Source organism: Nonomuraea sp. NPDC001699 (assembly GCF_053596455.1).
Window position 1 is genome coordinate 197,032 of the sequence record NZ_JBSFGF010000015.1, and the last position, 22,407, is coordinate 219,438.

17 protein-coding genes and 1 pseudogene are annotated in these 22,407 nt (G+C 69.9%); 7 read left to right on the forward strand and 11 right to left on the reverse strand.

Annotated elements, in window-relative coordinates; all coding sequences use genetic code 11:
* Nucleotides 1-294: 294 nt before the first annotated feature.
* Nucleotides 295-723, reverse strand: coding sequence for a GNAT family N-acetyltransferase (locus ACWCSU_RS35725; protein WP_449940997.1), 429 nt, complete (start codon nt 721-723; stop codon nt 295-297).
* A gap of 282 nt (nt 724-1,005) precedes the next feature.
* Here ACWCSU_RS35725 and ACWCSU_RS35730 point away from each other — a divergent pair, with 282 nt between their 5' ends.
* A complete protein-coding gene (locus ACWCSU_RS35730) occupies nt 1,006-2,145 on the forward strand; it encodes a right-handed parallel beta-helix repeat-containing protein (protein WP_449941000.1) in 1,140 nt (379 codons plus the stop codon).
* Between the two features lie 12 nt (nt 2,146-2,157).
* On the opposite strand, the gene ACWCSU_RS35735 is transcribed toward ACWCSU_RS35730, so the two are convergent.
* The 3 genes from ACWCSU_RS35735 to ACWCSU_RS35745 form a co-directional block, all read right to left on the reverse strand.
* Nucleotides 2,158-3,009, reverse strand: a complete 852-nt coding sequence (locus ACWCSU_RS35735; protein WP_449941002.1) for an oxidoreductase — start codon at nt 3,007-3,009, stop codon at nt 2,158-2,160.
* A 96-nt stretch (nt 3,010-3,105) separates the two neighbouring features.
* Nucleotides 3,106-3,975 (reverse strand): helix-turn-helix transcriptional regulator, encoded by an 870-nt coding sequence (locus ACWCSU_RS35740; RefSeq protein ID WP_449941005.1) that lies wholly within the window; start codon nt 3,973-3,975, stop codon nt 3,106-3,108.
* Nucleotides 3,976-4,034: 59 nt separating this feature from the next.
* Nucleotides 4,035-4,271 carry a hypothetical protein gene (locus ACWCSU_RS35745; RefSeq protein ID WP_449941008.1) on the reverse strand — a complete coding sequence of 79 codons (237 nt, stop codon included), beginning with the start codon at nt 4,269-4,271 and terminating at the stop codon, nt 4,035-4,037.
* Nucleotides 4,272-4,483: 212 nt separating this feature from the next.
* On the opposite strand from ACWCSU_RS35745, the gene ACWCSU_RS35750 reads away from it, so the two are divergent.
* Nucleotides 4,484-4,918 (forward strand): CocE/NonD family hydrolase, encoded by a 435-nt coding sequence (locus tag ACWCSU_RS35750; protein WP_449941011.1) that lies wholly within the window; start codon nt 4,484-4,486, stop codon nt 4,916-4,918.
* A gap of 28 nt (nt 4,919-4,946) precedes the next feature.
* Nucleotides 4,947-5,120 (forward strand): annotated as a pseudogene (locus tag ACWCSU_RS35755) (CocE/NonD family hydrolase C-terminal non-catalytic domain-containing protein); the annotation flags it as partial.
* 149 nt (nt 5,121-5,269) lie between these two features.
* On the opposite strand, the gene ACWCSU_RS35760 reads toward ACWCSU_RS35755, so the two are convergent.
* A complete protein-coding gene (locus ACWCSU_RS35760; RefSeq protein WP_449941013.1) occupies nt 5,270-8,968 on the reverse strand; it encodes a right-handed parallel beta-helix repeat-containing protein in 3,699 nt (1,232 codons plus the stop codon).
* Nucleotides 8,969-9,196: 228 nt separating this feature from the next.
* Here ACWCSU_RS35760 and ACWCSU_RS35765 point away from each other — a divergent pair, with 228 nt between their 5' ends.
* Nucleotides 9,197-12,061 carry a CHAT domain-containing protein gene (locus ACWCSU_RS35765; RefSeq protein WP_449941016.1) on the forward strand — a complete coding sequence of 955 codons (2,865 nt, stop codon included), beginning with the start codon at nt 9,197-9,199 and terminating at the stop codon, nt 12,059-12,061.
* Here ACWCSU_RS35765 and ACWCSU_RS35770 read toward each other — a convergent pair.
* The 3 genes from ACWCSU_RS35770 to ACWCSU_RS35780 form a co-directional block, all read right to left on the reverse strand.
* A complete protein-coding gene (locus ACWCSU_RS35770) occupies nt 12,042-12,839 on the reverse strand; it encodes a hypothetical protein (protein ID WP_357701630.1) in 798 nt (265 codons plus the stop codon). The two genes, ACWCSU_RS35765 and ACWCSU_RS35770, sit on opposite strands and share 20 nt — an antisense overlap.
* The gene (locus tag ACWCSU_RS35775) at nt 12,836-13,195 is read right to left on the reverse strand and encodes a hypothetical protein (protein WP_449941020.1); all 360 of its coding nucleotides are present in this window, start codon (nt 13,193-13,195) and stop codon (nt 12,836-12,838) included. Before ACWCSU_RS35775 ends, ACWCSU_RS35770 begins: the two co-directional genes overlap by 4 nt.
* A gap of 500 nt (nt 13,196-13,695) precedes the next feature.
* Nucleotides 13,696-14,445, reverse strand: coding sequence for a thioesterase II family protein (locus ACWCSU_RS35780; protein WP_449941023.1), 750 nt, complete (start codon nt 14,443-14,445; stop codon nt 13,696-13,698).
* A gap of 449 nt (nt 14,446-14,894) precedes the next feature.
* On the opposite strand from ACWCSU_RS35780, the gene ACWCSU_RS35785 reads away from it, so the two are divergent.
* Nucleotides 14,895-15,755, forward strand: a complete 861-nt coding sequence (locus ACWCSU_RS35785) for a 3-hydroxybutyryl-CoA dehydrogenase (RefSeq protein WP_357701635.1) — start codon at nt 14,895-14,897, stop codon at nt 15,753-15,755.
* Entirely contained in the window at nt 15,752-16,723 is a 972-nt protein-coding gene (locus ACWCSU_RS35790; protein WP_449941027.1) for an ACP S-malonyltransferase, read from the forward strand. Before ACWCSU_RS35785 ends, ACWCSU_RS35790 begins: the two co-directional genes overlap by 4 nt.
* 14 nt (nt 16,724-16,737) lie before the next feature.
* Here ACWCSU_RS35790 and ACWCSU_RS35795 read toward each other — a convergent pair whose 3' ends face one another.
* Entirely contained in the window at nt 16,738-16,959 is a 222-nt protein-coding gene (locus ACWCSU_RS35795; protein ID WP_364103788.1) for a phosphopantetheine-binding protein, read from the reverse strand.
* Between the two features lie 147 nt (nt 16,960-17,106).
* Between ACWCSU_RS35795 and ACWCSU_RS35800 the strand changes: the two genes are divergently transcribed.
* Nucleotides 17,107-18,636, forward strand: a complete 1,530-nt coding sequence (locus tag ACWCSU_RS35800; RefSeq protein WP_449941029.1) for an AMP-binding protein — start codon at nt 17,107-17,109, stop codon at nt 18,634-18,636.
* Nucleotides 18,637-18,665: 29 nt separating this feature from the next.
* Here ACWCSU_RS35800 and ccrA read toward each other — a convergent pair whose 3' ends face one another.
* Both ccrA and ACWCSU_RS35810 read right to left on the reverse strand, forming a co-directional pair.
* Nucleotides 18,666-20,003: a crotonyl-CoA carboxylase/reductase gene (gene ccrA, locus ACWCSU_RS35805; RefSeq protein WP_449941032.1), complete on the reverse strand. Its 1,338-nt coding sequence runs from the start codon at nt 20,001-20,003 to the stop codon at nt 18,666-18,668.
* A gap of 43 nt (nt 20,004-20,046) precedes the next feature.
* A partial coding sequence (locus tag ACWCSU_RS35810; RefSeq protein WP_449941035.1) for an SDR family NAD(P)-dependent oxidoreductase occupies nt 20,047-22,407 on the reverse strand: 2,361 nt, incomplete at its 5' end.

Below are 22,407 nucleotides of genomic sequence, written 5' to 3' on the forward strand. Positions count from 1 at the left end.
ACCGAGGCCAACCGAGACTGCTGCGATGTGGCGCCAGGTTGCCGATTCCCGGCGACCGGTGAAGTTGGCATGTGGCATGTGGTTGCCCCGATCTCGTCACGACGCACTCGGCGCTGTGACGTGTGCTTCAAAAGTTAACGACTTGAACCTGGAGCACCAAGATGTACGGAAGCGCCGACCTGCATGAAGTTCCTACGACGTCGAAGGTAAGAAGTGACCGTTCGGCCGCTCGACGCACGCGCCGGCCGGCGGCTCTCGCCCGGGACGGGCTCCAGCCGCCGGCCGCTTCACCTGTCAGGCGGTCGTGAAGGAGATCCACACGTCCGGCGGGACGTCCGGCCGGTGCGGGACCGCGTGGCGTTCCTCCGTCCACGCCTCGCCGGCGATCGTGGTGGCCACGCGCCTCCAGAACGCCACGGCCGCCGTGTTGGAGTCCTGGAAGGCGATCTTCCACGGGCCGGGATGCCGGGAGATCACGTCCCGCACGACCGTCATCCCGATCCCGGACCGGCGTGCGCCGCGTACGACGAAGAAGCTGTTCAGCACCCGCTCCGGGCCGGACAGCGCGCGTACGAAGGAGAACCCGATCGGGTGGTCGTCGCTGGTGAACAGGTAGGACGCCCAGTCGTCGTCCTGGAACGCGGCCCGCAGCCGGTCGCTGTGATAGGTGGCGTCGGCGGCGGGCAGCCCGCCCTGGAACTCCGACATGTCGTGGCGGAACATGAGCCAGAGTCGTTCGATGGTGGGGAAGTCCGCAGCGCTCGCAGGCCGCACGCTTGCTTGAAAAGTGGTCATACAAGCACTTTCCGGCCGAAATCAACATCAGGCCGGAAAGGTAACAATACCAGAGGTTGATCATCAACGGCGCACGGTGCGATGCGTTACAGCTGCGGCGGCCACAGTTTTCCCACTCGTCGGTCGCGATCGAGTGACTCCTCCGCAGGGATCATCCCGCGCATGCTTCTGATCACGACCCCCTGTTCCACGGACCGACAGGAGATCATCATGCCCGGAGCACCCACGGTGGCGATCGCGCGCGGAGCGGCCGCGTGCCTGCTCCTCTTATCGGCCGCCCTGATGTCGGCGAACCCCGCCGGGGCGAGCACCTCGGCGGTGGCGTGCGGGGACGTCCTGACGACGAACACCACGCTCACCGACGACCTGACCTGTCCGGGCGGCGCCCTGACCATCGGGGCCGACGACGTCGACCTGGACCTCAACGGGCACACGATCACCGGCTCGGGCACCGGCAACGGGCTGCTGGTCGCCGGCCGGCGGGGCACCACGGTCCGCAACGGCACGATCGCCGGCTTCGCCTACGGGATCTACGTCGACTTCGGCGGCACCGTCCTCACCGCCACCGACGTACGGCTGCTCGCCCCCGTCGACGTCTGGCGGGGCACGGTCACCTTCACCGGCACCCGCCGGGACGCCTGCCTGCTGTCCGGCATCAGGCTGATCGACGGGCTGCTCACGGCCGACCGGTGCACGGTGACCGGGCAGACCGTCCTGGTGCGCAGCTCCGGCTCGACGATCCGCGACAGCGCCCTGACCGGCGGAAGCCTCACCGTCAGCGCCACAGACCGGAGCGTCTTCACCGGCAACGTCTTCGACGCCTTCCCCATGGGCCTGTCGAACGACAGCCGCCGCAACCTCGTGAAGACCAACGTCTTCAAGAACTCGCCCACCGCGGGCCTCGGCGCCAACGAGACCTTCCTGCCGCAGGACGCGAACACCATCGAGTACAACGTGTTCACCGGCAACGACATCGGCCTGCACTCCAGCTCCATGCTGAAGCACCTCATCGTCCGCAAGAACGTGTTCAACGGCAACAAGACCGTCGGCATCTTCGTGGAGAACCCGTGGGGGACAAACCGGGCCGGTCCTGATCCCGTCTCCGACAACGTGTTCGTCGGCAACGGCCACAACCCCAGTGGACTCGTCGACCGCCTGGGGCAGATGGTCCAGGGCGGCATCCACCTGACGTCGCGCGCGGCTCTCACCCCGCCGGTCACCTTGAGGAACAACGTCGGCACCGGCAACGCCGGCCATCTGATCTGGGCGCCCCCGGGCACGGTCGCCGACGGCGGCGGCAACCAGGGACCCTGCGGCCCCACCCCCAACCCCGACCTGACCTGCTGGTGACGCCCTCGGCGGTCAGGCGACCGTCACGCCGCCTTCGGCGGAGTCGGTGGAGCGGCTGAGCTCCGCCCAGGCGTCGAAGTCGTCCTGGACGCGTCGGCGCCCGGCGCTGACCAGGCGCAGCGCGTCCGAGCCGAGCAGAAGGTGCACGGGCGGCTCCTCCACGTCCAGGAGGGTGAGGATGGCGTCGCCCGCACGATCCGGGTCGCCGATGCCCTGCCCCGCGAGGGCCTGGCGGCGGGTCCGGATCGGGTCGAACAGCGCGTCGTAGTCGGCGATGCTGCGGGGTGCGCGGACCAGTGACCTGCCTGCCCAGTCGGTCTTGAACGCGCCGGGCGCCACGGCGGTGACCCGCACGCCGAACTGGGCGACCTCTTGTGCCAGGGTGCCGGTGATGCCTTCCAGCGCGTGTTTGCTGCCTTCGTAGAACGCCAGTCCGGGGAAGGTGGTGTGCCCGCCCATCGAGGTGATGACGAAGATGTGGCCGCCGCGCCGTTCCCGCATGCCGGGCAGGACCGCTTTCATGGTCGCCACCGTCCCGAACACGTTGACCTCGAACTGCCGGCGCAGATCGGCCATCGACGACTCCTCGAAGGTGCCTTCGAGCCCGTAGCCGGCGTTGGCCACGAGCACGTCGATCGGGCCCAGTTCCGCTTCGGCGGCCCGGACCGTGGGGTCGATCCGGTCCGCGTCGGACAGGTCGAGGATGAAGGCGCGGGCGCGGTCGGGGTCCAGCGCCCGGAAGGCGGCCGCGTGCCGCTCGGTGCGTACGGTGCCCGCGACCCGGTGACCGGCCGCCAGGGCTCGCCGGGCGACGGCCAGTCCGAGGCCGGTGCTGACGCCGGTGATGAGGAATGTCTTGCTCACTACGGATGTCCTTTCGTGGACGCCGGGCGTGCGTGCGCACGGCGGCATCGACCCCACAGGTTGGGCGGGGTCGTGTCCGGGTGGTTTCAGTGGTGGTCAGGACCCGGCGGCGGCGTCCCGAGCGGTGACGGGTTCGCTGCCCCAGCTGGCCAGCAGCCGCAGGCGCTCCTCGGACGGCGAGCCGGACGGCGCGCAGTAGACGACGAGCGACTGGCCCGGGTCGGCGACCGAGGTGAAGATCTCGTACTGCAGTTCCAGGTCACCGGCGACCGGGTGACGGAGGCGTTTGAGACCGGTGCTGCGTTCCTGGACGCGGTGTTCCGACCACCACGCCGGGAACTCGGGCGAACGCATCATCAGCTCACCGATCAGGTTGGCGATGTGCTGGTTCCGCGGCTGGGCGGCGGCGGCCAGCCGCAACCCGTGCACGTAGTCGCGGGCGACGCGTTCCCAGTCGCACCACACCAGGCGGGCACGCGGATCCAGCAGCGTCCAGCGCGCCATGCTGCGTTCCCGGCGTGGCAGCTCGGCCACGTCGGGGAACAGCGACGCCCACAACCTGTTCCCGCCGACGACGGTGAGGTTCCGGTCGGTGACGAAGGCGGAAGCCGTCTCCATCGACTCCAGCACCTGCCGCAGCGCCGGTCGTAGCCGTGACGAGTGCTCGGCCCGGTCCTTGCGCCCGGCCGCGGCGCCCGCGAGGGCGAACAGGTGCCGCCGCTCGATGTCGTCGAACCGCAGCGCGTCGCCCAGGGCATGCAGCACCTGTTCGGACGGCTGCCGGGCGCGGCCTTGCTCCAGACGGGTGTAGTACTCGGTGCTCACCCCGGCCAGTTGCGCGACCTCCCCGCGCCGCAGACCGGCGACCCGGCGACCGGCGTCGAACTCGACCGGCAGGCCGATCTCGTCCGGCGTGAGTCCGGCACGGCGGGCCCGCAGGAAGTCGCCCAAGTCGTTGTCGCCCATGCCCCAAGTCTGCTTCCTCGCCCGCCCGGCCACCAAGGGCGTAGCAGGCCCTGCCAGTACTACACACGTCCGTGGTCAAGCGCCGCTCGCCGCCTGCCCGCGGCGCCGGCGTCGGCCGCGCCGCCCCTCCTTGTGCGGAACGGGCGGACCCGGCCCGCCTTTTCCTGCGCGGAGGCGGTGCGCGAGACGGTGTACGTCGAGACGCCGATGGACAGCGGTCGCGACGGCCGCCGCGACCGGGTCGCCGCGGCCGTGATGCGCCCCGCGGAGACCCTGAACGGGATGAGGGTCGCCACGATCCTGAAGGCGACGCCGTACTCGGGCCGGGAGTGTTCAACGACTGGTACGACGAGTACTTCGTGCCACGGGGTTAAGCCGCGGTGGAGGTCGAGGCGCAGGGCACGGGCGCCTTGGAAGGATGCCCGACGACCGGTGGCCGTGAGGACGTCCTCAGCGCGACCGCGGCCGTCGACCGGCTCAACGGAGGGACCGACGCGAACGGCGCGCGGTGGCCGTCGACTGGAGCACCGGCGCCGTGGGCATGATCGGCCTGTCCTGCGACGGCACTCTCGCCGAAGCGGTCGCCGCCCGAGGGGAGGGGCTCAGGACCATCGTTCCCGAAGGAGCGATCTCCAGCTGGTACGACTACGCGCGGGATCAGGGGATCGCCTATCCCGATTCCCGGCCGGTTCGCATGTGGTTCGGTCCGGCCGATTCGTCGGCTGTGGGCACCCTCGGAGACACGCCCGCCACGAGCGCGACCCAGACCTTCACCGCCGACCCCACGCGGTACGCAGCGGAAATGATCGCCAACCCGTCGGCCGGCGCACCTTACCGGCTCGCCTACCTCGCGGCCCCCTGGCTCTCGCCCCGAGGGTCAAGCCGACCAAGCTGCCGATCGTCACGCGCGGTTCCATCGACGTCAAGAACCGTGACTCCGTGACCCGCCCGAAGGCCGTCGCCCCGGCCAGGCGTACACCGTGAGCCGGCGCCTGCACGCCACGGACCACGTCTTCCCGGCCGGCCATCGCATCGGGATCGTGCTCGTCGCGAACGACAAGGACCACGTCATTACCGACCCCGTCGCCAGGTCCGTGACCGTCGACCTCGGCCCGAGCAACGTGATGCTCCCCTTGGCGAACTGACCTCGCACCGCTGGGGACCCGGCGCCCGGCAGCGGTGCCCCCTCACTCGCAGAAGAGCTCCACCCCAAGTCGCCCCACGCCCACCGGCGTCTGAATCCGTCGGGCACCGAGGTCGCAGCGGTCGGTCAGGACGACGTTCCCGATCCCCTTCACGGAAGTGGGTCGGGGACGTCGTCGCCCGTGAAGAGGGTCAGGGCGTCGCGGTCGGGGGCGAGGGTTTCCGACAGGCGCTCGGCCTGGCGGTCGATCATGCGCTCCAGCGTCTTCTCCGCATGCCTTGCGTTGCCGAAGGAGTCTGTGCGGGGATACTGCCGGTACGCCTCCAGCAGCCGCTCCAGCGCCTCGGGCGCGCAGCGATAGCCCTCGGCCTCCGCCTTGCGGCGCACGATCTCCACCATCTCCTCATCGTCATAGGAGGTGAAGGGGACGGTCGCGCCGAAACGGTGGCGCAGGCCCGGGTTCGCGTCGAGGAAGTGCTCCATCTCCTGCGGATAACCTGCGACGATCAGCACGGTGTCGTCCCGGTGCTCCTCCATCAGAGTCAGCAGCGTGGACAGGGCCTCGGGGCCGAAGTCGTTCTGCGTCGCGCTCTGAGGCATGAGCGAATGCGCCTCGTCGATGAACAGCACCCCGCCGACCGCGCGCTTGAACGCCTGCCGGGTCAGCGGCGCGGTCTTCCCCACGTACGGCGCGATCAGGTCGGCCCGCGTCACGACGGTGACCTGGCCTTGCGGGAGCACGCCAAGGGCCGCCAGGATCCGTCCGTACAGGCCGGCGACCGTGGTCTTGCCCGTGCCGGGCGGGCCGGTGAAGACCAGGTGGCGCACCGGGACCGTGGTCGGCAGTCCGGCCTCGGCCCGCCGACGGGTGTTCTCCATGCGCATCACCAGGCGCTTGACCTCACTCTTCACCTCGGACAGCCCGATCATCGCGTCGAGCTGCGCCAGCGCCTCGGCGAGCGCCGCCTCGTCCCGGCGGCGTCCACCGCCGCGCACCTCCGCGGGCAGGTCCTCGGGGAGCAGCGTGTCCAGATCCGCCCCGCCCGCCGCGGCTCGCGCCGCCAGGTTGTCCGCCATCTTCTCCAGCAGGTTCCGGGCGGCACGCCCGTTGGAGAAGGTCGGCCCGACGAGCTGCTGCTGGAAGTGGGACGCGAGCAGCGGCAGAGTCTCCTGGGGCAGCTCGTACCCCTCGTCCCTGGCCAGCTTGGCGGTGATCTCCACCAGTTCCGCCGGCGAGTAGTGCGGGAAGGAAATGGTGCGGCTGAACCGGTCGCGCAGCCCCGGGTTGCTGTCGAGGAAGCGTTCCATCTCGGCGGGATAACCCGCCACAATCATGATCACTTCATCCCGGTGCGCCTCCATCAGCGTGAGCAGCTCGCCGATCGCCTCGCCACCGAAGTCGCGGCCCGAATCCTCCGGCACGAGCGTGTAGGCCTCGTCGATGAACAACACCCCGCCGAGGGCCCGTTCAAAGGCCTTCCGGGTGCGCGGCGCGGTCTCACCGATGTGCTCGCCGACAAGGTCGGCTCGTTTCGCCTCCACCAGATGACCGCTCTTCAGTGCCCCGAGCTCGGCGGCGATCCTGCCCCAGAGCTGGGCGACGGTGGTCTTGCCCGTACCGGGTGGACCCACGAAGACCAGGTGCTGCTGCGCGCTGCGTACAGGTCGCCCTGCCTGTCGGCGCCGCATGTCCAGGCGCAGCCGGTCGGCGAGCCGTCGCACCTGGGCCTTGGCCTGTTCCAGGCCGATGAGCGCCTCCAGTGCCGCCATCGCGGACCCGGCCGGGCTCTCGACGTCCGGTCTGCCGCTGGTGGACTCGCCGATCTCGGCAGGACCGGCGTGTGCGGGAGCAGCGGTCGCGACGACGGCGGGTTCTTCCCCCACGGCGGTGGCGGGCCCGAACTCCCCGTCGTGGTCGACCAGCCGTACTCCGGGACGATGGGCGCCGATCAGGTCACCGCCTGCGTTGTCCCGTACAGTGCATCCGTCCAGGAGCACGCTTTCATCCGTACGGATGATCACACCGCTCCCGGTGCTGCCGGTCACCTTCGTCTTCCGCAGGGTCGCCGCCGCCCCCTCCGCAAGTTCGGCGCCGGTGGCGCAGCTCTGTAAGGTGACGTCCTCCAGCCGCACCCGCCCGCCATGGACGTGGAAGCCGGCTCCGCCGGCGGCGACCGCACGACACCGGGTGAAACTGCCGTTGTCGACCGTGTACGCGTGACGGCCCGCCCGCTCGACAACCGAGTCCCGGACGGTGATCGAACCGCCCCCGCCGGCCTCCACCCCGAACACTTGCGGGTCCGTGATGCGCAGGCCCGCGAAGACACCACTCGAAGAGTTCACCACCAGCCCCGACTGGCAGTTCGCGATGCGCGCGTCCTCCACAGTGGGGTCGCCGCCTTCGCCGACATAGATCGCGGGGTAGGTCGCGCCCTCGATGGCGATGTCGCTGTAGGAGCCCCCCGAGGCGTCGATCTTCAGTCCGTTGCCCGCGACATCGCGGATCCTCACCCGGCGGGCCACCGGTCCGGCGGCCTCCGTCATCCAGAAGCTCGGTTCCGTCCCGCCGCTGATGTCGACATCCTCATACGTGCCGCCGGCGCCCTTGATCAGCAGGCCGCTGCCCCTCGCCTCGATGATCAGGTCACGCAGCACGGGGTCGCTGCCGCCGGCCACCCCCACCGCCGCTGTCGTCCCCCGGCCGGTCGCCGAGAACCGAAGAGAGCTGTAGGTTCCCCGAGAACGTTCCAGGATGGCCAGCCCGTTGCCGGCCACTCTCCGTACCGAACAGTTGGTGATCTCGGGTGCTGCCCCTCCGGTGACGAAGATCGCCGGATCGGCGGTCACCTCGTTCTCCCCGCCGTCGATGGTGCAGTTCTCGATGACGGGCCGGCCCCCGTTGATGAAGATCGCGTTGCTCCGGGAGCGATGAATCGTGCAGTCGCGCAGCGTGGGCCTGGCGTTGCCCAGGATCGATATGGCGGAGGCCCGGCTGTCATCCCTGATGTCCACGGACTCGAACGTGCCTGACGCGTCGGTGATCTGCAGTCCGACGCCGTTCATGCGGAGGTTCCGGAAGACCGGGGAGCTCCTGTCGGAGACCGACACCCCGAACTGCGTCCCGGCTCCCGGGTCGGAGATCCGGCAGTCCGAATACGTTCCCGTGGAGTCGCCCTCGATGAGGAGGCCGGTCGCCGAAGCCCGCTCGATGTCGCACCTCTCGACCGTGGGGGCGCTTGTCTCCTTCACCACCACGGCCGGGCAGTTCTCCGGGCCCCCTATGATCCGGCAGCGCACGATCGTGGGGTTGCTTCCGCGCACCACGATGGCGTTTCCGGTCGAGTTCGCCATTTCGCAGTCGCGGATGGCGGCGTCCGTGCCGTTGACGAAGGCGAAGCCCAAGGTCTCCTGAATTCGGCTTTCCTTGATTTCTCCCCGAGCGCCGTCGAAGACGATGGCGTGCCCACCGGTTCCGGCAATTGTGACATCTGACGCGACAAGGCGAGAGTCGGGCACGGCGAACAGTCCGTATTCGTGGCAGTCGTGGACGCGGCTGCGGCGAATACGGGCCATACCACCCTGATTCACGTAAACGCCACCGCATGAGGACGCCGAAACGGAGCAATCCTCAAGCAACGCCCGGCCGCCGTCGCCCACCACGACTGCGGCCCAGTCGGTCGCCGTCCCGTGGAACGCGATCCCGCGCACAATGACCTCTTCGGGAGAGGTGACCAGAAGTGCCGCCTGGGGGGATACCACGCGTACGGTGCCCGCATCGGCCGCTCTGAGCACCACGAAACGATTCAAATGCACCATTTCTCGGTACTCTCCGGGCAGCACCGTCACCACGTCGGACGCACGTGAAGCGCGTATTGCGTCCCCAATTGTCCAGAACTGACCCTGGCCATGTGCCGAGACCACCAAATCGCCCAACGCGCACCCCGTACCCACCAACCGAATACGTTTCCCACGCAGTCTAGAGTTGGTGATCTGCCATGTCTTGACCTGAATGGCCATGCTCCCACGAATGACCCCCGGGAACAGCGGCAACGGCACTTCGGAGGGAAGCTCGCCCGCATGGAACATGACAAGGTGGCGGAGCGCCTGCGCGAGCTGCTCACCGCGACAGCCGAGCAGTCGGCGGCCGTGGCGCTGGTGTGGCAGGAGATCGAGCGTCAGGCGGACTGGAGCGAGACGGCGACCCGGCTCCTGACCCAGGCTCAGCAGTTCGACAGCCCCCTGCTGACGGCGTCCGCCGCGGGCGTGCTGCTCTGCCTGCTGCGAGAGCCCGATCGCAGCACGGAAACGGAGCTGGCGGCACAGGTGTCCGCCCTGGGAGCGTGCCGCCCGGTGCCCGCGGACTGCCTTTCGGTGTCCGAGGCGTGCAACCGGCTCGTGACCGGCGGCGCCACACTGGCTCTGGCGGACTGCGCCGTCGAGCTCCTCCAGGACTGCCTCTCCCGGCTCCCGGCGGACTCCGCCGAACGCCCGGCACTGCTGGCGGTGCAGGCGAACGCCTGGCGGTTGCGATATCTCAGGAACGGCGCCGAGACTGACCTGAGCCGAGCAGTGGCAGCTGTGGACGAGGCCCACGCACTCGCCGGGCCCGAGCACCCCCTGCATGCCAGGATCCGGCACAGCCGCGCCACCGTGCACGACCTCGTGGGCGGTCCGGACAGGATCGGCAGCAGGCATCGCGCCTCCGCCGAGGACGGCGACACTGATCCGGGCACCCGAGGTCGCGCTCTGCTCAGCACCATCACCGAACTTCTGGCCCGCTTCCGCAAGAGCCAGGACACCGGAGCGCTGGACGAGGCGCTGGCACTGGCCGGGCAGGCGCTGGATCCCGCCTTCCAGAACGCCGGCGAGCGATGGTTTCTGCTGATGCGTGCCGCTCAGCCGTACGCGGTCAAGGGCTGGCACACCAAAGACGCGGAGCTGCTGGCCAGATCGATCGAGCTCCTGCGCGAAGCGCTCGACCTCCTGCCGGCCGGCCACGCGCTGGCCGTGGGCCTGCTGAACGAGCTCGGCTCCAGTCTGCACCTGCGGGCCCTGGTCCGTGACGACGAAGGCGAGCTGGCCACGGCGCTCTCCTTACTGCGCCGCTCGGTCGAACGCACACCCCACGCATCCGCCGACTACGCGTCCTTCTCGTCGAACTTCGCCATGGGCCTGTGGACGCTGTGGAAGCGCGGGCGAAGCCCGGCCGTCCTCGCCGAGGCGGTCCGCGTCGCGACGGACGCCCGCGACTCGGCCGCGGCCAACCCCACCTCCCGCCAGCACCTCGGACATCTGGAAGGGCTCGTGGGCACGCTGACCGGGCTGTGGGTTCAGCACTACCCCGCCACGGCCGGCCGGCATGAGCAGGCGAGGGCCGGGCTGGCCGCAGCCATGCGGTTGGGAGGGGAGACGGTCAACAGCGTGCTGACGGGCAGCATGAGCGTCGCTCTGGCCGCCGCCGCGGAAGACTGGTCGCTCGCGACCGATCTGAGCGCACAGGTCATCGAGTTGCTGCCGCACGTGGCCTCGCCCGCGCTGAGCCTCAGGGACCGTGAGCGCGGCCTGGCCGGGCTCACCACCGATCTGGCCCGTGACGCCTGTGCCTGCGCCTTGACCACGGGCTCCCCGCAACGGGCCCTGGAACTGCTCGAACAGGGCCGGGCCACACTCATCGACCAGGCTCTCGCCGGACGCCAGAACCACGACCTCGACCTCATCCGGCCATACGCCCCGGCCGAGGCCGTCCGGATGGCAGAGTTGCGCGAGCAGCTCGCGGAAACGGGGGAGGCCCGTCATGGAGCCGCGACCGACCGCCGCCACACGCTGGCCGACGAGATGCTCAGGCTGACGCGGACGATCCGATCTCTGCCAGGGCTGGAGCGCTATCTTCTGCCCCCTCGGCTTGCCGACGTGCGCACGCGTCTCGGGTCCGACCCGCTGGTGGTGATCAATGTCAGCCGCCATCGATGCGACGCTCTCATCGTCACCGGCTCACGCGATGTCACCGTGGTTCCCCTGCCTGATCTGACCCTGGAAGAGGCCGGCGAGCACGCGGCGGGGTTCACGGCAGCGGTCACCAGGCTGTCCGACCGCCCAGGGCCGCGCGAGCGCAAACAGCTCACAGGCGCCCTGCGGGAAACGCTCGCCTGGTTGTGGGAGGTGGTGTCCGAGCCGGTACTCACGGCTTTGGGCGTCACCTCCGCCACCGACGATCCGCCGCGGGTGCATTGGTCGCCGACCGGGCCGCTCGTCTTCCTGCCGCTGCACGCGGCCGAGCGCGATGGCAACTGCGTGCTGGACCGAGTCGTCTCCTCCTACGTTCCGACACTGCGGCTGCTCCCCGCCCGACGGGAACCTCCGGCCACCGGCCCCTCTCTCATCGTCTCGGTGCCGCGCTCCACGCTGCTGCCGGGCCGGCCGCTCGACGAAGCAGCCCACGAAGTCGAAGCGCTGGTTCGGGCCTTCCCCGAGTCGGTACTGCTGGAGCACGACGACGCCGACGCCGGCAGCGTGCTCGCGGCACTCGGCCGCAGCCGGCGCGTGCACTTCGCCTGCCACGGGGAGACCGACGCGCACCATCCATCGAACAGCCATCTCGTCCTGCAGAACGAGAGACTCACCGTTTCGGACCTGATGCGGCAGCGGCTGGACAGCCTGGACCTCGCGGTGCTGTCCGCGTGTCACACAGCGCGTGGCAGTGAGCACATGCCGGACGAGATGTTGCACCTGACCTCCGCCCTGCAGATCGCCGGCGTGCGTCACACGGTCGGCACGCTCTGGCAGGCGGGAGACAAGTCCGCCAGGCGGTTCACCGAGCTCTTCTACCAGAATCTGCAGGGGGGACACCCGGTCGCCGCCGCCGTCCACGCGGCTGCGCGCACCCTACGGGGCGAGTCGACCACCCCGGCTGCGTGGGCGCCGTTCATTCACGTCGGCTCCTGACCGGGGGTGCGCTCGGCGCGGCTGGACGAGAGCGTGGTGAGGGTGGACGGACCTTGTGCAGGTAGGGCGCCAGCAGGATGCCGAGCTCAGCCGGGGTCGCCGCGCCCGACGGTGCGATGCCCAGCGACCTGGCCACCGGTCTCAGCCCGATGTCCACGGCGGCCTCCACCAGCGCCGCCAGGTTGGCAGTGCGCTCTCGCGCGAGGAACCACCCGGTCGCGTACACCACCGCCCCGCCTACGGCGGCCGGCCACCACACGATGCCCAGCAACAGGTAGGCGAGCCCCCAAGCGCTGGTCAGTACGGCCGAGTCGAGCGCCGACGCAGCGTCGCGCAGCCCGCCGCGCACCTGGGCGGACAGGACCAGCCACAGGCGGGGCCAGAAGAGAGTCAGATCCAGAGCGTAGAAATCGGACACCCGCTGTTCGGCCGACCGCATGCGCGCACCGATCGCGGAATGCGCGGCCAGCCGCTTCCACCTGGGGTTGAACCAGAGGCTGAGCAGCAACCTGGCCAAGCCCTGAGCCAGAACCCCGGCAAGCGCCGCGCCCAGCAGCACTCCGGCGGCTTCCGCGGCGAGAATGCCGGGCCGCGTCCGGGCCAGCTCGTCCAGCAGGTCGGCGCTCGCATGCGCAAGATGGTTCCAGTCGACCGCGTGCTCCTGCCTCAGGCGGAACGCGATGACCAGGAACACGCCGTACAGGAAGCCGGGCAGCGCGAGTCGCGCGAGCCAGCGTTCGGCCAGTTTGCCGCCGAGACCGGCCAGGAAGCTGGTCATGCGCGCGGCACCCACTTCTCAGGCATCGTCCGATTCTGGATCGCGCACGAGAGCACCGGCCTCCCGGGGTCATCCATGTCGCACGGCACTATCCGCGAGCAGACACCGTTGGGGCAGACGGCCTTCAGCACAGCACCTTGATCACCCCGCAGCCCGGGAGGGAGGCCGTAGCCGCCACGGGTGGGCTCGACGTCCTGCCCCATCTTGACCAACAGCCCGGTGAGCCGGTCGGTGCAATCCTCTCCGCGCAGGATCCCGTCGAGGCAGGACTCGAACTCCTCGGACAGGTCATGCTCGACGGCTTCTTCGCGAAGTTCTTCCAGAAACTCACAACACCATGCGATCAGCTCGCCCATCGAATTCTCTTCCCTCGTTTCCTGCGCGAACCCAACCGAGCCTTCTCACCCTGGCGACGCTGGTCACAAGGGAGGTATGCCTAGAGCGACAGCGGGGTGACGGGAGGCTCCCGGTCGGGCCGAGAAGATCCTCGTTGCTGTCTTACCGTGCCTCGATTCCGCTGTCCAACCACACCTCGACCCGTCTGGCCCACCTCATCCGCACACAGCGGGGGCTGGTCACCCGGTTCGAGGACGTCAGGGCGGCGACAGCAGGGGAGCCGCGGGAGGTGGTGGTGGCGGCGGAGGAGACGCCGGCGTACCTGACGGGACCTGTGCGCGGCCGAGCGGGCCGATCCGGCCGACGACCTGATCAGCGCCATGGTCCGGGTGCACGACGAGGACGGTCCAGCTGATCGGCCACGGCATCCACTACTGCCGGGGCGCACCGCCGGCCCGCGTCGAGGGCGAGATCGCCTTGGGGTAAACCCACTTCCTACGGGCGTCCCGCCGCCTGCCGATCAGTCACGGTACGCGGACCGCTTCCGGAACTCGCCGATCGCCTCGGCCACGTCGGCGTAGTGGTCGCGGATGAAGAAGTGGCCCCCGGAGAAGGCGCGCAGCTCGAAGCCGGCGCTGGTGTGCAGACTCCACGCCTGCACCTCCGCCAGGCTCGTCAGGGGGTCGTCATCGGCGGAGAACGCCACGACGGGGCAGGACAGCGGGGCCTCTCCGCCGAACCGGTAGGTCTCGATCGCGCGGTAGTCGGAGCGGATCACGGGGAGTACGAGGGGGCGCAGTTCCATGTCATCCAGCACCGCGGCGGCGCTGCCGTCCAGCATCTTCACGTGTTCGACCAGTGCCTGGTCGTCGAGCAGGTGCGTCATCTCGAAGCGGGCCCGGCTCGGGGCGCGTTGCCCCGACGCGAACAGCGCCACGGGGCCGCGGGCGCCCAGAGCCACGGCGGTCTGGAACGCCACGAGGGCCCCCATGCTGTGCCCGAAGAAGAGCCGCGGCCGGTCGTCGGCCTCGGCATCCAGAGCGTCGGCGACCTGGCCGGCCAGTGTCCGCAGGTCCTTGACCAACGCCTCGTGGCGGCGTTCCTGCCTGCCGGGGTACTGCACCGCGAGCACCTCGGCCGAGGGCGAAAGGACGGCCGACAAGGCGTGGTAGAAGCTGGACGAGCCGCCGGCGTGCGGAAAGCAGACCACCTGCAGGTCGCCTTCCGGCGACGGATGGAAGCGGTGGAGCCAGGGATTCGCTCGGGTCACTGCGTCCCTCCTTCGTGACGACCGTGCTCTTTTCGCAAAAGAAGCCGGGACGATGAAACGGCGAATCATCTCTCGCGAGAATGCCGATCATACCCACTCGCCACAGTCCGCTCCCGGCGAACCCGGGACGGGTAGGGGGATGTCCTGCTGAGCACAGCCTTTGCCGAGCACTGTGGAAGCGCCTTTACGGGAGGGATAGGGGAGAGACGCCGCATCCAGATGCTTGTAGCGAAAGCCGCTAGGGGGGACGTAAGGGTTGGGGTGTGAAAAACGCCCATATAGCGTGCCGGTTGAGCAGGCAGGAAGCCAGCCTTTCGAAAGGGAAGCGCCGTTTTCCGTAATGGCCGTCCATCGATGGTCACGGTGACGGGAGAGGTGTGTCCCGACGTCGCCCGAGAGCCGGCGCGTGCTCCCTTTCGCTGGTCGAGGCAGACGTCACGGGAGACACGATGAGAGAGATCAGCAAGGTCGGCATCGTCGGAGGCGGCGTCATGGGCTCGGGCATCGCCGAGGTGTGCGCCCGCCGGGGGCTCGACGTGCGCGTCGCGGTCTCCGCCGAGACGTCGCTCGCACCCGCCCGGCGGCGCCTGGTCGCATGGCTCGACCGGGGCCTGCGCAAGGGCGGGATCACCGAGGCCGAGCGGGACGCGGCCTTGGGGCGCGTGTCGTTCGTCGCCGATCTCGGCGAACTCGCCGACCGGCACCTCGTCTTCGAGTCCGTGCCGGAACGTGAGTCGATCAAGCTTGAGGTGCTGGGCGCGCTGGACAAGATCCTCGACGACCAGGACGCGATCCTCGCCTCGAACACCTCCTCGATCCCGATCATCAGGCTCGCACGGGCCACCGGCCGGCCGAGCCAGGTGATCGGGGTGCACTTCTTCAACCCGGCTCCCGTCCTTCCCCTGGTGGAGCTGATCGGATCGTTGCTGACGGCGGAGGCGACGTTCGCGCGGGTGGAGTCGTTCGTCGCCGGGACGCTCGGCAAGGACGTGATCCGGTCGCCGGACCGCGCCGGATTCGTGGTGAACGCGCTGCTCATCCCCTACCTGCTGTCGGCTGTGCGCATGGTGGAAAGCGGGTTCGCCCCCGCCGAAGTGGTCGACAAGGGCATGACGCTGGGCTGCTCCCACCCGATGGGCCCGCTGAGGCTGGCCGACCTGATCGGCCTGGACGTCGTGGCCTCCATCGCCGAGGCCCTGTACGAGGAGTTCAAGGAACCGCTCTACACGCCCCCGCCGCTCCTGCTGCGCATGGTCGACGGCGGCCTGCTGGGCAAGAAGGTCGGCCGGGGCTTCTACGACTATCCGTGATCCTGACCGGAGGACTGGTGGACTTCAGCGACAGCGCCAAGGGCGGCACCGCGATGATCTTCCCGGGGATGGGCCCGGTCCGGTTCGCGGACGTCGCCGAGTTCATGCGGGGCGATCCCGCCGCGCGCAGACTGATCGCCCTGGCCGACGACGTCGTCGGCTACCCGCTGACGGACCGGTTCCACCGGTCGGAGGGCGACTACTCGGAGGCGGCCCAGGTGGCGTTCATGGTCAACTGCCTGGCCCTCGCCGACTGGGCGGAGCGCACCCTGGGCGTGACGCCGGCGGTGTGCGCCGGACCGAGCTTCGGCGGGAAGGCGGCCGCGGCGTACTCCGGCGCCCTGTCCTTCGAGGACGCCGTCCGCATGACGGCGGGCCTCGCCCGCTGCACCGAGGAGTACTTCGGCCGGGCCCATCAGGACATCGTCACCTGCTCGTTCGTCAGGACCCTGGAGCCCAGGCTCCAGGAGGTGCTGGCCGAGCTCGACGAACGCGGCGAATGGCACGACCTCTCCTGCACCGTCGACCACGACTTCTTCATGCTCTCCCTGAGGGAGCGGCAGGTGGAGTGGCTGGAGCAGCGGGTGCGCGCGGCCGGCGGGCTGCCGCTGTACACGATGCGCCCGCCGATGCACTCGGCCGCGTTCGAGCCGCTGCGACGCCTGGCCGAGGAGCGGGTCATGGGGGAGCTGTGCTTCGCCGACCCGAGGCTGCCGGTGGTGGACGACCACGACGGGACCCTGCTGACCACCGGGGAAGGTGTGCGGACGATGCTGCTGGACGGCTTCGTCAGGCCCCTCCGCTGGCCGGAGGTGGTGGCCGCGCTGCGGCGGCTGGAGATCGCCAAGGTGTGTGTCGCCGGTCCGGACGCGCTGTTCGGCCGGGTGGCGATCACCAGGGAGAGCTTCGAGGTGACGCCGGTGACCCCGAGGACGGCGATGACGCCGCCCCGGGCCCCGGTCGCCTAGACCGGCCCGGCCTGTCAGTGGCCGGGCGACCGGTCGGACAGCCCGCTCAGCACGCCCCACAGCGTGCCCGGAGTGCGAAAGGTGTCCAGGGCCAGCGCCTCGTCCTGGAACCGTACGTCGAATGCGCTTTCCAGAGCGGCCAGCAGGTCGACTATGCCGAGCGAGTCCAGGCCGAAGGCCATCAGGTCGAGGTCCTCCTGAACCTTCTCGTCGGGTGCGAGAAAGGGCAGGCGCATTCGCAGAATGGTCTCGAACTGATCGTTCCACATTATGTGCGAACCCTTTCTTGTCGGCGGATTCGGAGCGTAGGTCTATTGTGACGATATAGGCCGTCTGCGGCAAAGTCCAGAAAACATAAGTGAATGCCAGGCAAGGAGGAAAGAATGGCAGGGGAATCCGTCTCGGCCCTCTACGGACTTTTTCTGGACGGCCTGCGGAAGTCGCCGGGCCGGACCGCGTTCCGGGTCGGCGACGACAGCGCGACGTACGAGCGGCTGCACGAGCTGGCCCTGTCGTGGGGCGGGGCGCTGCTGCGGACGCCCTCCCCGCGGCCCACTGCCGTGGGAGTGCTCGCCGGCAAGGGGACCGTCTGCTACGCGGGCATCCTCGCCGGCCTCGCCGCAGGGGTCACCGTCGTGCCGCTGCGCCCGGACTTCCCGGCCGCGCGCACCAGGCAGATGATCGAGGCCGCCCGGGTGTCCACGCTGATCGTCGACGAACGCGGGGGAGAGGTCGCCGCCACCCTTCGGGCAGAGGGCCTGGAGGTGCAGGTCCTCGCGGTCGGCGCGAGCCGCGCCCTGCCGGAACCTCGGCCGGTCCGCGCCGACGACATCGCCTACGTGCTGTTCACCTCCGGCTCCACGGGCGTTCCCAAGGGAGTGCCGATCACCCACGGGAACACCGGCCACTACTTCCGGTTCCTGGCCGGGCGGTACGACTTCACCTGCGACGACGTCTTCTCGCAGACCTTCGACCTGACCTTCGACTGCGCCATGTTCGACCTGTTCTGCGCCTGGGGAGCGGGCGCGACCTCGGTGGCCGTGCCCCCGGTCGCCTACCGGGACCTGCCGTCGTTCCTGGCGGAGCAGGGCGTCACGGTGTGGTTCTCCACCCCGAGCGCGATCTGGACGGTCCGGCGGACCGGCGGCCTTCGCGCGGCCGCCATGCCGCACCTGCGCTGGAGCTTCTTCGCCGGAGAGGCACTGAGGTGCGCCGACGCCGCCGACTGGCAGCGTGCCGCCCCCGCCTCCGTCGTGGAGAACCTGTACGGCCCGACCGAGCTGACCGTCACCATCGCCGGCCACCGCTGGTCCCAGGAGACCTCGCCCGGGCTGGGCGTCAACGGCCTGTCGCCGATCGGGTCCGTGAACCCCGGGCACGACCACCTGCTGATCGAGGACGGACGGCTCGCGGACACCGAGGGAGAGTTGTGGATCACCGGGCCGCAGCTGACTCCCGGCTACCTCGACCCCGACCACGACAAGGGACGATTCGTCGAGCGTGACGACCGCGTCTGGTACAACACCGGCGACCGGGTCCGGCGGGCTGCCAACGGCGAGCTGGTCTACCTCGGGCGGGCCGACAGCCAGGTCCAGGTGCAGGGCTGGCGGGTCGAGCCGGCCGAGATCGACCACGCCGTGCGCGGCTGCGAGGGCGTCGAGAACGCGGTGACGGTGAGCACCACGGCCGGGAACGCCACCGAGCTCGTCGTGTTCTACACCGGGCGACCCACGTCGATCTCCCGCTTCGCCGCCCAGCTCCGCAGGACGCTTCCGACGGGTCTCATTCCCCGTCACTACCGCCATCTGGACGAGCTGCCGTTGAACCCCAACGGGAAGGTCGACCGGGCGGGGCTGCGGGACAGGGCCGCGGAACTGGTCGCGGGGACGACGGTGGCCCCTGGCGACCTTTGAGACCTTGACGCTTCGTTCCGGAAACGCGGTCAGTCCTCGCGGAAGCGGTTGATCTGGTCGATGTGGCGGGCGCGGAACTCGGGATCGTCGACGCCGAGGCCGGGACGCGGCGCCAGGCACAGCACCCCCACCTTGCCGCTGTGGGTGTTCTCGTGGACGCGACGGGCCGCCGCCCCGACCTCGTGCAGGCCGTACACGGCGGACAGTGTGGGGTGGACCGCCCCCTTGGCGATGAGCCGGTTCGCCTCCCACGCCTCACGGTAGTTCGCGAAGTGGGTCCCGATGATCCGCTTCAGGGCCATCCACAGGTAGCGGTTGTCGTACTGGTGCTGGTAGCCGGAGGTGGAGGCACAGGTGACGATCGTGCCGCCGCGGCGCGCCACGTACACGCTGGCGCCCATCGTCTCCCGGCCGGGATGCTCGAAGACCACGTCGGGGTCGTCGCCGCCGGTGAGGTCGCGGATCCGCGAGCCGAAACGCTTCCACTCCGTGGTGTCGGGGGTCTCCGGGTCCTTCCAGAACCGGTAGCCTTCCGCGTTCCGGTTGATGATCAGCTCCGCCCCTTGGGCGCGGACGAGCTCCGCCTTCGTCTCACTGGACACCACGCACACGGGGATCGCCCCGGCGCGCAGGACGAGCTGCGTCGCGTACGAACCGAGCCCGCCCGCGGCGCCCCAGATGAGCACCACGTCGCCGAGCTTGATCTGCCCCCCGTTGCGTGAGATGAGCTGACGGTAGGCCGTGGAGTGGACGAGGCCGGAGCAGGCCGCCTCCTCCCAGGTCAGGTGGGCGGGCTTGGGCATGAGCTGGTTCGCCTTGACCAGGCTGAGCTGCGCGAGGCCGCCGTAGTTGGTCTCGTAGCCCCAGATGCGCTGGTCGGGGTCGAGCATGCTGTCGTCGTGGCCGTCGGCCGAGGAGAGCTCGACCGACAGGCAGTGCGCCACGACCTTGTCGCCGGCCTGCCAGCGATGCACCCCCGGACCGGTCTTCAGCACGACTCCGGACATGTCCGAGCCGAGCACGTGGAAGGGCTGGTTGTGGCCGCTGGCGGAGGGGACCGACTTGGCGTACCGCTTCAGGAAGCCGAAGGTGGGCATCGGCTCGAAGATCGCACTCCAGACCGTGTTGTAGTTGATGCTGCTGGCCATCACCGCGACGAGCGCCTCGCCGGGGCCCGGTTCCGGCGTGGGGATGTCCCAGATGGTCAGGGACTTGGCGGGATCGCGGTTCTCCGTGGGGGTCCCGTCGAAGAGGTTGACGTCGTCGCGGAGCACGACCGCGCCCCGGTAGCTCTCCGGTATCGGGAGATGCCGGACCTGTTCGGCGTCGAATTCCCCCGACACCAGGACGTCTCTGATCTCGTCCATCGATTCTCCTTGGGTGGGTTGTGGCTGGGAGGTGGTGCCCGGATCAGGACGGGCCGAGCTGATCGTCCAGCGTGGCGAAGAGCTCTTCGTCCGTGAGGTCGTCGAGGTCCTGCTCCTCGGGCAGGTCGGACGCCTCTTCGGCCGCCAGCAGGATGGCCCGGCACCGCTTGCCGATCTCGGACCTGTCCTCGGGGGACATGCTCTGCTCCCGCAGCAGCCGCTCCAGCTCCTCCAACTGGACGAGGACGGAACCGGACGTGCTCGGCGCCTCGGGAAGAAGCCTGTTCAGGATGAAGCGGGCGAGGGCCGTCGGGGTGGGATGGTCGAAGACCAGCGTGACCGGCAACTCCAGCCCGGTGGCCTGGTTCAGCTGGTTGCGCAGCTCGACGGCGGTCAGCGAGTCGAACCCCAGCTCGTTGAAGACCCGGTCCGGCTCGACGGAGTCGTCCGAGACGTGTCCCAGGACCGTCGCGGCCGCCGACCGCACCAGTGACACCACCACGCGCTCCCGCTTGGCCGCGGGCAGGCCCTCCAGGGAGGCCGCCAGCCCCCTGTTCTCCTCGTCGTCCTCGCGGGTGGACGGACCGTCGAGCGCCTGACCGAACTCGGGCACGCCGCTCATCAGCGGGCGGGGCCGGGCCAGCGAGAAGACGGGCGCGAAGCGTTCCCAGTCGATGTCGGCCACCACCAGGTGGGCGGCGCCACCGCCCACGACCTGGCCGATCGCGATCGCGGCGGCGTCGGGCGCCATCGCCCTCAACCCGCTGCGGCCGAGCCGCTCTCCGGCGGCCTCCATCATTCCGCCGCCGCCCCAGCCGCCCCAGGCGATGGAGGAGCCGGCCAGCCCTCGGCCACGTCGACGCAGGGCCAGCCCGTCGAGGAAGGCGTTGGCGGCGGCGTAGGGAGCCTGTCCGCTCGACCCCCAGACGGCCGCGCCCGACGAGAACATCATGAACGCCTCCAGAGGGCGGTCACCCAGGAGCTCGTCCAGGATCACGGCTCCGCCGACCTTGGCCCGTCCGAAACGGGCGAAGTCGTCCAGGGAGATGTCGGCCACCAGCACGTCGTCGTGTCCGATGCCGGCCGCGTGCATCACCGCGGTCAGCGGGGCACCGCCGGGCAGCGAGCCGAGGAGGTCTCGCACGGCTGCGCGGTCGGTGACGTCGCAGGCCGTGACCGTGACCGCGGCCCCCAGGCCCGTCAACTCCGCTTCCAGCTCGGGGACGCCCTCGGCGTCGCGGCCGCGCCGGCTCACCAGCACCAGGTGGTCGGCGCCCTCCCGGGCGAGCCACCGGGCGACGTTCGCGCCGACCCCGCCGGTTCCCCCGGTGATCACGACGGTTCCGTGCGGCTTCCACCCCTGCGTCGGCTCTTCCTCGCCGTACGGGGATCGCACCATGCGGCGTGCGTGCAGGACGCCCGCCCGGATCGCGACCTGGTCCTCGCCCGTCGTTCCCGCCAGCGCATCGTGCAGCAGCGCGACGTCCGCCGCGCCGGGCGTGTGCGGCAGGTCGACGAGCCCGCCCCAGGTGTCCGGATGGTCCACCGCGAGCACCGCGCCCAACCCCCAGACGGAGGTCTGGAACGGGTTCACGGACTCGCGGGCCTCGTCGACGGCCACCGCACCCGCGGTGGCGAGCCAGAGCGGCGCGGTCACGTCGGCGTCAGCCAGCGCCTGCACCAGCGTGAGGACGGACGCGGTGCCGCGGGACAAGGTCGGGTGGGCCGCGCTCGGTTCGTCGTCGAGCGGAAGAAGGCACAGCACGCCGGACACGGGAGGTTCCGCGCGAAGGGTGTCCGCGAGCGTCGCGCGGTCCTCATCGCCGACCACAAGGGTGCGAACCTGGACGCCGTTCTCCGGCAGGCCGGCGAGGACGTCGCGGACGATCGGCAGGTCCTGCCTCGGTACGGCCACCAGCCACGTCGCGTCCCTCGGCTTCTCCTGGGCGGGGGCGGTGGTCGTGCGCCAGGTCACCTTGTAGCGCCAGGTGTCGAGCTTGGACCTCTTGCGTTCCTCGTCCCGCAGTGACGTCAGGGCTGGCAGGACGGCCTTCAAAGAATCGGTGTCGACGTTCAGCCGGGTGGCCAGGTCGTCGGTGTCCGCCGACGCCACCTTCTCCCAGAAGCCGTCGTCCGCCGTGGAGACCGGTTTGCGGGTGCTCTTCGGGAGGAGCCAGTAGCGCTGGTGTTGGAAGGGGTAGGTGGGGAGGTTGGTCGGGGTGTTGGTGGGGGTGTTGGTTGGGGTGGGGGTGGGGGTGAGGAGGGTGTTCCAGGTGATGGGGGTGGTGGTGTGGGTGTGGATGGTGGCTAGGGCGTGGAGGAGGGTGGGGGTTTCGGGTTGGTTTTTGTGGAGGGTGTTGATGGTGGTGGGTGGGGGGGTGTTGGTGGTGGGGGTGGGGAGGTT

Bases quoted from the DNA above. Each gene is read 5' to 3' on its own strand.
- ACWCSU_RS35725 (WP_449940997.1), bottom strand. From the start codon at position 723: ATGTTCCGCCACGACATGTCGGAGTTCCAGGGCGGGCTGCCCGCCGCC.
- ACWCSU_RS35730 (WP_449941000.1), top strand. From the start codon at position 1,006: ATGCCCGGAGCACCCACGGTGGCGATCGCGCGCGGAGCGGCCGCGTGC.
- ACWCSU_RS35740 (WP_449941005.1), bottom strand. From the start codon at position 3,975: ATGGGCGACAACGACTTGGGCGACTTCCTGCGGGCCCGCCGTGCCGGA.
- ACWCSU_RS35765 (WP_449941016.1), top strand. From the start codon at position 9,197: ATGGAACATGACAAGGTGGCGGAGCGCCTGCGCGAGCTGCTCACCGCG.
- ACWCSU_RS35770 (WP_357701630.1), bottom strand. From the start codon at position 12,839: ATGACCAGCTTCCTGGCCGGTCTCGGCGGCAAACTGGCCGAACGCTGG.
- ACWCSU_RS35775 (WP_449941020.1), bottom strand. From the start codon at position 13,195: ATGGGCGAGCTGATCGCATGGTGTTGTGAGTTTCTGGAAGAACTTCGC.
- ACWCSU_RS35785 (WP_357701635.1), top strand. From the start codon at position 14,895: ATGAGAGAGATCAGCAAGGTCGGCATCGTCGGAGGCGGCGTCATGGGC.
- ACWCSU_RS35795 (WP_364103788.1), bottom strand. From the start codon at position 16,959: ATGCGCCTGCCCTTTCTCGCACCCGACGAGAAGGTTCAGGAGGACCTC.
- ACWCSU_RS35800 (WP_449941029.1), top strand. From the start codon at position 17,107: ATGGCAGGGGAATCCGTCTCGGCCCTCTACGGACTTTTTCTGGACGGC.
- ccrA (WP_449941032.1), bottom strand. From the start codon at position 20,003: ATGGACGAGATCAGAGACGTCCTGGTGTCGGGGGAATTCGACGCCGAA.